Source organism: Ligilactobacillus pobuzihii E100301 = KCTC 13174 (assembly GCF_000349725.1).
Taxonomy (GTDB): Bacteria; Bacillota; Bacilli; order Lactobacillales; family Lactobacillaceae; genus Ligilactobacillus; species Ligilactobacillus pobuzihii.
On sequence record NZ_KB714702.1, the window covers coordinates 1 to 9,431 of the forward strand.

Annotated in this window: 4 protein-coding genes, 19 tRNA genes, 1 rRNA gene, 1 riboswitch and 1 other annotated feature; all 24 genes read left to right on the top strand. The window is 42.1% G+C overall.

The window, feature by feature from the left end:
• Positions 1–115, top strand: a 5S ribosomal RNA gene (gene rrf, locus LACPOB_RS0109740); the annotation flags it as partial.
• A gap of 7 nt (positions 116–122) precedes the next feature.
• Positions 123–195 (top strand) — tRNA-Val (locus LACPOB_RS0109745).
• A gap of 7 nt (positions 196–202) precedes the next feature.
• Positions 203–275 (top strand) — tRNA-Lys (locus tag LACPOB_RS0109750).
• Between the two features lie 69 nt (positions 276–344).
• Positions 345–417, top strand: a tRNA-Thr gene (locus LACPOB_RS0109755).
• Between the two features lie 3 nt (positions 418–420).
• Positions 421–492: transfer RNA gene (locus LACPOB_RS0109760), tRNA-Gly, on the top strand.
• 12 nt (positions 493–504) lie between these two features.
• Positions 505–590 (top strand) — tRNA-Leu (locus LACPOB_RS0109765).
• An 18-nt stretch (positions 591–608) separates the two neighbouring features.
• Positions 609–682 (top strand) — tRNA-Arg (locus tag LACPOB_RS0109770).
• Positions 683–688: 6 nt separating this feature from the next.
• A tRNA-Pro gene (locus LACPOB_RS0109775) sits at positions 689–762 on the top strand.
• Between the two features lie 17 nt (positions 763–779).
• A tRNA-Met gene (locus tag LACPOB_RS0109780) sits at positions 780–853 on the top strand.
• Positions 854–870: 17 nt separating this feature from the next.
• Positions 871–944 (top strand) — tRNA-Ile (locus LACPOB_RS0109785).
• A 34-nt stretch (positions 945–978) separates the two neighbouring features.
• A tRNA-Ser gene (locus LACPOB_RS0109790) sits at positions 979–1,068 on the top strand.
• A gap of 13 nt (positions 1,069–1,081) precedes the next feature.
• Positions 1,082–1,155: transfer RNA gene (locus LACPOB_RS0109795), tRNA-Met, on the top strand.
• A gap of 5 nt (positions 1,156–1,160) precedes the next feature.
• Positions 1,161–1,234 (top strand) — tRNA-Asp (locus tag LACPOB_RS0109800).
• Positions 1,235–1,270: 36 nt separating this feature from the next.
• A tRNA-Phe gene (locus tag LACPOB_RS0109805) sits at positions 1,271–1,343 on the top strand.
• A gap of 9 nt (positions 1,344–1,352) precedes the next feature.
• A tRNA-Gly gene (locus tag LACPOB_RS0109810) sits at positions 1,353–1,423 on the top strand.
• Positions 1,424–1,451: 28 nt separating this feature from the next.
• Positions 1,452–1,526: transfer RNA gene (locus LACPOB_RS0109815), tRNA-Ile, on the top strand.
• A 2-nt stretch (positions 1,527–1,528) separates the two neighbouring features.
• A tRNA-Ser gene (locus LACPOB_RS0109820) sits at positions 1,529–1,616 on the top strand.
• Positions 1,617–1,622: 6 nt separating this feature from the next.
• A tRNA-Glu gene (locus LACPOB_RS0109825) sits at positions 1,623–1,694 on the top strand.
• Between the two features lie 18 nt (positions 1,695–1,712).
• Positions 1,713–1,786 (top strand) — tRNA-Met (locus LACPOB_RS0109830).
• Positions 1,787–1,793: 7 nt separating this feature from the next.
• Positions 1,794–1,867, top strand: a tRNA-Asp gene (locus LACPOB_RS0109835).
• A gap of 262 nt (positions 1,868–2,129) precedes the next feature.
• A riboswitch (SMK box riboswitch) is annotated at positions 2,130–2,218 on the top strand.
• Positions 2,216–3,403, top strand: coding sequence for a methionine adenosyltransferase (metK, locus tag LACPOB_RS0109840; protein ID WP_017868652.1), 1,188 nt, complete (start codon positions 2,216–2,218; stop codon positions 3,401–3,403). Its footprint overlaps the riboswitch before it by 3 nt.
• A gap of 211 nt (positions 3,404–3,614) precedes the next feature.
• Positions 3,615–5,828: a muramidase family protein gene (locus tag LACPOB_RS0109845; protein WP_017868653.1), complete on the top strand. Its 2,214-nt coding sequence runs from the start codon at positions 3,615–3,617 to the stop codon at positions 5,826–5,828.
• Positions 5,829–5,883: 55 nt separating this feature from the next.
• Positions 5,884–6,084: a binding site (T-box leader), on the top strand.
• A 70-nt stretch (positions 6,085–6,154) separates the two neighbouring features.
• Entirely contained in the window at positions 6,155–8,569 is a 2,415-nt protein-coding gene (leuS, locus tag LACPOB_RS0109850) for a leucine--tRNA ligase (protein WP_017868654.1), read from the top strand.
• A 289-nt stretch (positions 8,570–8,858) separates the two neighbouring features.
• Positions 8,859–9,431 (top strand): oligosaccharide flippase family protein (locus tag LACPOB_RS13140; RefSeq protein WP_258420997.1); only part of this gene is annotated, 573 nt, incomplete at its 3' end.

A 9,431-nucleotide genomic window follows, 5' to 3' on the forward strand; every position in this document is an offset into this window, starting at 1 on the left:
CGGCGATGATAGCACGAAGGCTACACCTGTTCCCATGCCGAACACAGAAGTTAAGCTTCGTCACGCCGAGAGTAGTTGGGGGATCGCCCCCTGCAAGGGTAGGTAGTTACCGCGCTTTGTTTGGAGGATTAGCTCAGTTGGGAGAGCGTCTGCCTTACAAGCAGAGGGTCACAGGTTCGAGCCCTGTATCCTCCATTTTCTTGAGTCGTTAGCTCAGTTGGTAGAGCATCTGACTTTTAATCAGAGGGTCGACAGTTCGAGCCTGTCACGACTCATTTTATCCTTGATAACCTTGACAAGCGGTTATCAGTTTGGTAAACTAATAAAGTTGTCTTTACAAGTTTGCCGACTTAGCTCAGTTGGTAGAGCATCTGATTTGTAATCAGAGGGTCGGGCGTTCGAATCGTCTAGTCGGCATATGCGGAAGTAGTTCAGTGGTAGAACATCACCTTGCCATGGTGGGGGTCGCGGGTTCGAATCCCGTCTTCCGCTTGTCAAAATACTGCCGGGGTGGCGGAACAGGCAGACGCACAGGACTTAAAATCCTGCGGTGAGTGATCACCGTACCGGTTCGATTCCGGTCCTCGGCATTTTGATTTTTATTTTATGCACCCATAGCGCAACTGGATAGAGTGTCTGACTACGAATCAGAAGGTTGTAGGTTCGACTCCTACTGGGTGCATTTAATCGGGAAGTAGCTCAGCTTGGTAGAGCACCTGGTTTGGGACCAGGGGGTCGCAGGTTCGAATCCTGTCTTCCCGATTCATATGTTTTTTTATCGCGGTGTAGCTCAGCTGGCTAGAGCGTCCGGTTCATACCCGGGAGGTCGAGGGTTCGATTCCCCCTGCCGCGATTTTCATACCAGAGCTTGGACCTTTAGCTCAGTTGGTTAGAGCAGACGGCTCATAACCGTCCTGTCGTAGGTTCGAGTCCTACAAGGTCCATAGTTTCAATGGATTATATCGTATGAAACTTTTTGGAGGATTACCCAAGTCTGGCTGAAGGGAACGGTCTTGAAAACCGTCAGGTGGGTCAAACCACGCAAGAGTTCGAATCTCTTATCCTCCTTTTTTAATATTATCGCGGGATAGAGCAGTCTGGTAGCTCGTCGGGCTCATAACCCGGAGGTCGTAGGTTCAAATCCTTCTCCCGCAATTTTTGGTCCTATGGTGTAGGGGTTTATCACGCCTGCCTGTCACGCAGGAGATCGCCGGTTCAAATCCGGCTAGGACCGTCCTAGTTTGAGCATCAGCTCAAGTTTAGCATTGATGGCTCGGTAGCTCAGTCGGTAGAGCAACGGATTGAAGCTCCGTGTGTCGGCGGTTCGATTCCGTCCCGCGCCATTTTATAATGCGGGTGTAGTTTAGTGGTAAAACCACAGCCTTCCAAGCTGTTGTCGCGAGTTCGATTCTCGTCACCCGCTTACGACATTATAAAGTCGTTATGGATATGGGCCTATAGCTCAGCTGGTTTAGAGCGCACGCCTGATAAGCGTGAGGTCGATGGTTCGAGTCCATTTAGGCCCATTGGAGAAGTACTCAAGTGGCTGAAGAGGCGCCCCTGCTAAGGGTGTAGGTCGGTAAAACGGCGCGAGAGTTCGAATCTCTCCTTCTCCGTTTTTTGACCCGTTGGTCAAGTGGTTAAGACACCGCCCTTTCACGGCGGTAACATGGGTTCAAATCCCGTACGGGTCACTTTTATTTTAATATTATCGCGGGATGGAGCAGTCTGGTAGCTCGTCGGGCTCATAACCCGGAGGTCGTAGGTTCAAATCCTTCTCCCGCAATTTTTTTGGTCCTATGGTGTAGGGGTTTATCACGCCTGCCTGTCACGCAGGAGATCGCCGGTTCAAATCCGGCTAGGACCGTTGTGACGATAAATTTAGCCGTTCCTTTTGGGGACGGTTTTTTAGTACAATAATATTTTTAGCAAGCAATGATGAAAGATCTTCTTATCTATCTGTGCCGAATATGCTAGAACTTTTATTTTAACTGAATCGACTATTAATCAGAATAGCTGACCGAAGCAAAGAACTATTGGTACTAAATTGTTGAACTATGTTCCAGGAAGTTATCTTAGTTATGGACCGTTATAATAGTATACGTTACATTTTTTTTATGTTAAAATTATAGCGTTACAACTCATTCCCGAAAGGATTCATATTTGATGAAGATGCCTTGTAACCAATTATTAAATAGATAGTGGGGGAATTACATTGTCAGAAAGACATTTATTTACTTCAGAATCCGTTTCTGAAGGGCATCCGGATAAGATAGCCGATCAAATCAGTGATGGTATTTTAGATGCGATGCTAGAGCAAGATCCAAATGCACGTGTAGCTGTTGAAACGACAGTAACAACGGGATTGGTAGTGGTAGTTGGTGAAGTATCGACTTCTGCTTACGTTGACATTCAGAAAGTTGCACGTCAAACGATCAAAGATATCGGCTATACTGATAATAAATTTGGTTTTGATGGCGACAATTGTGCGGTCATGACTGCGATCGATGAACAGTCACCTGATATTGCTCAAGGGGTAGACGAATCACTTGAAACTAAAGCAGGTAATTTGGATGACCTTGATAAGATCGGTGCGGGTGACCAAGGTATGATGTTTGGTTATGCCAGTAATGAAACAACCGAACTGATGCCTTTGCCGATAACTTTAAGTCATAAGTTGATGCGTAAGATCGCAGAAGTGCGTAAGTCTGGTGAGTTGCAATATTTAGGCCCAGATGCAAAAGCACAAGTGACAGTTGAATACGATGATCGCAATCAACCATATCGTGTTGATACGGTAGTTGTTTCAACTCAACATAAAGAATCAGCTACTTTAGATCAGATCCGGCAAGATATAATAGACCATGTCATTACAAAAGTTATCCCAGCCGATCTGTTGGATGACAATACTAAATATTTTGTGAACCCAACTGGTCGTTTTGTGATCGGTGGTCCACAAGGTGATGCCGGTTTGACAGGGCGGAAGATCATCGTAGATACATACGGTGGTTATGCACATCACGGTGGTGGTGCTTTTTCTGGTAAGGACGCTACGAAAGTTGATCGTTCAGCAAGTTATGCCGCAAGATACATTGCCAAAAATGTAGTAGCTGCTAGTTTGGCAAATGAAATTGAAGTTCAGTTAGCCTATGCTATCGGTGTAGCCCAACCTGTATCAGTTTCAGTAAATACATTTGACACTGGTAAAGTTGATAACCAAGCTTTGATCGATGCGATCCGTAAAGTTTTTGATTTGCGTCCAGAAGGTATTATTCGCATGTTAGACTTACGTCGGCCAATTTATAAGCAAACAGCTGCTTATGGTCATTTTGGACGGACTGATATCGACTTGCCGTGGGAACACACAGATAAAGTCGATGCACTAAAAGCTGAATTAAAATAAAAAATTGTAATAATAATAGCGAACAACTCATTAAAGTGAGTTGTTTTTTTGATTGCGAAAAACATTTTTAGTGCATTTCTATCTGGGTCAATGATATAATTACGTTAAGCAAATTTTTTATAGGGTTTTTAATGCGCGGGTATAGTGTATTTGACAAATAAGCCAAAGGTTTATTGTTGAAAAGATCGTACTGTTTTAGGGGGGTATATCTTTGAAAAAGAGAAAAGAGAGAATCGAGCAAGAGAAAGCTTTACAACTAACTGAAAATTTTAAATCGGTTAAAAAAGCTACTACATATATTGGAACAACCGTTCTGATGGGAACGGCTGGTATCGGCTTAAGTAAAACTAAGGCAATGGCTGATACTACTGTTCAAGTAGCTAATGGCCAAAAAAATGGACAAAATGATCAGTCCCAAGAGACTGTTAATAACCAGATAATTGCACAGTCTGATGCAGGTCAAGATAATGCTCAAAATACAATCACGACTGAAAATAATGAGACGAGTGTGGAAAATAATAATGAGCAGGCCAAAACAACTCAGGACGCACAACAAAAAAATGTTACAGATCAACAAGATCAAAATGAAGAGCCACAAGAAGCTGTTCCTTCAAAGGAAGCGCCAGTTATTTCGGGCAATACCAATAGTTTGTTACGTGGCTCTGTAACGACTTATCAAGCCCCACAGTCTTTTATCGCTCAAATTGCTCCATCGGCTGTGCAGATCGCCAAACAACGAGGTCTGTATGCGTCAATGATGATCGCGCAAGCTAGCTTGGAAAGTGGCTGGGGCAGTAGTCAATTGAGCAGCCAAGCTTTTAATTTATTTGGAGTAAAGTGGAATGGATCGGGTGCCTTTGTACAAATGCCAACTAACGAGCATTATCAAGGGTCAAATCATCGGGTCACCGCCAAATTCCAGAAATATGGCAGTTATGGCGAAAGTATGAATAACTACGCTACTATGATCCTTAACCGTTTTCCAAATTCTACTCCGGGCAAGGTAGGTAGTGTTGAACAAGCGACTAAGAATCTCTCCCATGGTGTTTATGGGACCTACGCGACAGATCCCAATTATGCTGCAACGTTGATGCGTATCATTAACATGTATGGCTTAAAGCAATATGATAGCCAAGTTGGTAATAATGGCGGTAATACTTCGACAAATCTGCCAAATGCGAACTCTGGTCAGAATTCACGCCCAGATCATACTAGCACGGGATCGAATACTTCGACTTCTAATCATGCAACATATACGGTCAAAGCGGGCGATAATCTTTATCAGATCTCTTTGAAACATAATATGAGCGTGGCAAAGTTAAAAAACTTGAATAACTTAAGCAGTAATAATATTTATGTGGGGCAAAAGTTAAAAGTATCTGGTTCTACCACGAATAATAATGCGAAACCACAGCCATCCAAACCGTCGAAGCCATCAGATCCATCTAAACCGTCCCAGACTTATACAGTCAAGGCGAAGGATAGTTTATGGTCGATCGCACAGAAAAATAAGACTTCAGTAGCTAACTTGCGCAAGTTGAATAATTTGAAAGCTGATATTATTTATGTGGGACAAAAACTGAAGGTGACTGCTGGCTCAACTGCAAAGCAGCCTAGCAGCAATACTTCACGTCCAAGCAAGTCTCAGCAAAGGCCAGCTAATAACCCTAAGCAAACGAGCTATACCGTTAAAGCGCATGATTCTTTATGGTCGATCGCGCATTCGCACGGTTTGAGTGTGGCTCAGGTCAAATCGTTGAATAATTTATCTTCAGATTTGATCCGTGTCGGTCAAAAATTGAACTTGTCTAAAAAACAGTCTGGTCAAACAAATTCAAACCAGTCTCGTCCAAATAACAACAAAAACAACAACCGTTCGAACCAGACGACTAAACAGGCTAAATACACAGTGCAGTCGGGGGATTCACTTTGGTCGATCGCACAAAGAAATAACATGTCAGTTTCATCCTTAAAATCACTGAATAAACTAAGCAGTGATATGATCGTCGTTGGCCAAAAGTTACAGGTCAAGGGTAATGGTCAAAAGGGACAGACAAACAACAGTAACAAGGACAAAACAACACACAAGAAAGCCAACGGGACTTATGTTGTGAAGAAAAACGATAGTTTATGGTCGATCGCTAACGCTCATAACATTACGATCGCTAAGCTGCGTTCGATAAACCATTTGACTGGTAGTGTAATTTACATTGGTCAGACCTTAAAAGTGGAGGGCCGCGCTTCAGTGAATGCTGACCACAAAAATACCAGTTCTGCTCCTAAAAAGAGTACGTATACGGTTCAGGCTCATGATTCCTTATGGCGGATCGCTACTAGAAATAAGATGACGGTCAACCAGTTGAAGTCAATGAACCACTTAGTTTCTGATGCGATCTATGTGGGACAAACATTAAAATTAAAATAGTATGAAGTTAGAAAGCTATTGCATTTAAAAATTCAATTTGCTATAGTAATAGTTAATATTAACGTTGAGAAGGATCAGTAGAGTTAGTAAACGATTCAGAGAGTACGTGGCTGGTGTGAACGTAACGTTGTTGACTTGAACTCACCTTTGAGTTTCTTGTTGAATTTAGTAAGCAAGAACGGTATTTCCCGTTATGAAATCGAGTGTCGACACTTTGTCGAAATTTAGGTGGTACCGCGAGTAATTCGTCCTATACATTTCTTCTGCAAAAGGAGTATGTATAGGATTTTTTTATTTTGTTAATCAGGAAAGGAAGTATTTGATCAATGGCTTACGATCATAAACAAATTGAACAAAAATGGCAAAAATATTGGGATGAACAAAAGACTTTCAAAACAACTGAAGATCCTGATAAGAAAAAATATTATGCAATGGATATGTTTCCTTATCCATCAGGCCAAGGCCTACATGTCGGACATCCTGAAGGTTATACGGCAACCGATATTATTGCTCGTATGAAGCGGATGCAAGGCTATAATGTATTACATCCGATGGGCTGGGATGCTTTTGGTCTACCTGCCGAGCAATATGCGATCAATACAGGCCATTCACCACGTGAATTTACGAAAACTAACGTTGATAATTTTAGACGTCAGATCAAGTCTTTAGGTCTTTCTTATGATTGGGACCGTGAGATCAATACTACTGATCCTAGCTATTACAAATGGACTCAGTGGATCTTCGAACAACTTTATAAAAAAGGTTTAGCTTATGAAGCCGAAGTGCCAGTTAACTGGAGTCCAGATCTAGGGACAGTTGTCGCTAATGAAGAAGTGATTGATGGAAAAACTGAACGTGGCGGTTTTCCAGTAATTCACAAACCAATGCGTCAGTGGGTTTTAAAGATCACGGCTTACGCTGACCGTTTGATCGATGACTTAGATGACCTAGATTGGCCAGAAGCAATCAAGGAACAACAACGTAACTGGATCGGTCGTTCAGTTGGGGCTTCGATCCGTTTTAAAGTTTTGGACCAAGATGAGCAGATCGAAGTTTTTACAACTCGTCCAGACACGCTTTTTGGCGCAGCTTGCATGGTTCTAGCACCTGAACATGAATTAGTTGAGAAATTAACAACGCCACAACAAAAGCAAGCCGTTGAAAAATATGTCGACGAGGTTTCACACAAGTCTGACTTGGAGCGGACGGACCTGGCTAAAAACAAGACTGGGGTCTTTATTGGTAGCTATGTGATCAATCCAGCTAATGGACAAAAAGTTCAGATCTGGATCGCTGATTATGTACTTGCTTCATACGGGACAGGAGCAATTATGGTCGTGCCAGCACATGATCAACGTGATTATGAATTTGCACAGAAGTTTGATTTGCCGATCGTACCTGTGATCGAAGGCGGCGATGTAACTAAAGAAGCTTATGTCGGCGATGGCAAACACATTAACTCAGATTTCTTGGATGGTTTGGGCAAACAAGAAGCAATCGATAAGATGATCGATTGGCTCAATGAAAAGAAAATTGGAGAAAAGAAAGTCAATTACCGTTTGCGTGATTGGTTGTTCTCCCGACAAAGATATTGGGGTGAACCAATTCCTGTGATTCACTGGGAAGATGGTGAGACCACACTTGTTCCTGAAGATGAGCTTCCGTTACGTTTGCCAAAAGCTACCGATATCAAGCCTTCAGGCACTGGTGAAAGTCCTCTAGCTAACCTGACAGACTGGGTCGATGTAGTTGATAAAAATGGTCGTAAAGGTAAGCGTGAAACTAATACGATGCCACAATGGGCTGGTAGTTCATGGTACTTCTTACGTTACGTAGATCCTACCAATCAAGAAGCATTGGCTGATTATGATAAATTAAAACAGTGGATGCCAGTTGATTTGTATGTTGGCGGTGCTGAACACGCTGTCTTACACCTCTTGTATGCACGTTTCTGGCACAAGTTCTTATATGACCTAGGCATTGTTCCAACTAAGGAACCGTTCCAGAAATTAGTTAACCAGGGTATGATCTTAGGTAACAATCACGAAAAGATGTCTAAATCTAAGGGTAACGTAGTCAATCCAGATGATATCGTCCAACAATATGGTGCAGATACCTTACGTTTGTATGAAATGTTCATGGGTCCATTGGATGCTTCGATCGCTTGGAGTGAAGATGGTTTAAATGGGGCACATAAGTTTATCAAGCGTGTCTGGAATTTGATCGTGGATGAAGAAAATGAATTACGTGATCGTATCACAACCATTAATGACCATCAGTTAGACAAGAGCTATCACCAAACAGTTAAGCAAGTTACAGAAGACTTTGAAAAGTTGCACTTTAATACCGCAATTTCGTCTTTGATGGTCTTTATTAACGATGCTTACAAACAAGATTCATTACCGTTGGAATACATGGAAGGCTTTGTCAAAATGATGGCTCCGATCACGCCCCACATTGCTGAAGAACTATGGTCTAAGTTAGGACATGTGGGTACGATCACTTATGCTTCGTGGCCAACTTATGAAGAAAGCAAGCTAGTCGATGATTCAGTCCAAATCGTAGTGCAAGTTAACGGTAAAGTGCGTCAACGTCTAGACATTGCACGTGACACACCACGTGATCAGATGCAGGAAATGGCCTTGGCTGATGAAAAAATTAAAGAAGAGTTAGCCGATAAAGAGGTCAAAAAAGTGATCGCTGTACCTAATAAATTAGTTAACATTGTAGTTAGCAAATAAGTCAGACAAGTAGTTAAGTATAGCTTGGAAAGAAGCACTCAAATGTGCTTCTTTTTTTGGGCTCTTATTACATGGACAGAAACAAATTGAAGTGGAGGAGTCTGATTTATGTTTAAACCTAAAACATGCTATATAAATTTTCTTGATTATTTCTAATGTTTGTCACAAACAATTGCCAAGTGCAAGCAACTTCTATAAAATAGTCGTGTATGTAAATTTTAGTTTTTGGAGTAGTTAAACTACTATCCAAAAATAAGATAAATAACAAATGGAAAGCAGGTTTATTTTGATGAGCGAAAAAAAGGTCCAGTCAAGTGAAGAACAGCTCAAGCAAGCTGGATCTGAACCTACTGCTAAAGAAAAAATGTTGAAAGGATCTGCTTGGATGACTGCAGGCAGTATTTTTTCACGAATTTTAGGCGCAATTTATATTATCCCGTGGTATGGCTGGTTCGGTGCAGATAAGTTGCAAGCTAATGCTTTGTATACCAAGGGTTACACTGTCTATAGTTTGTTTATCATGATCGCGACGGCGGGTATTCCATCCGCGGTGGCAAAGCAAGTTTCGCATTACAATTCACTTAATGAATATCAAGTTGGTCGACGATTATTTAAAAAGACGATGTATCTCATGTTGGGATTGGGGATCTTTTCAGCCGCACTGTTATGGTTCATTTCACCTTGGATCTCTCAAGGTGACCCACGCATGATCCCAATCTATCGTTCATTGTCCTTAGCTTTGATCTTGATCCCAGTCATGAGTTTGGCTCGCGGCTTCTTCCAAGGGTACCAAGATATGGCACCATCGGCGATCTCACAGCTGATCGAGCAGGTAGTACGGATCGTTTATATGTTAGCCGCC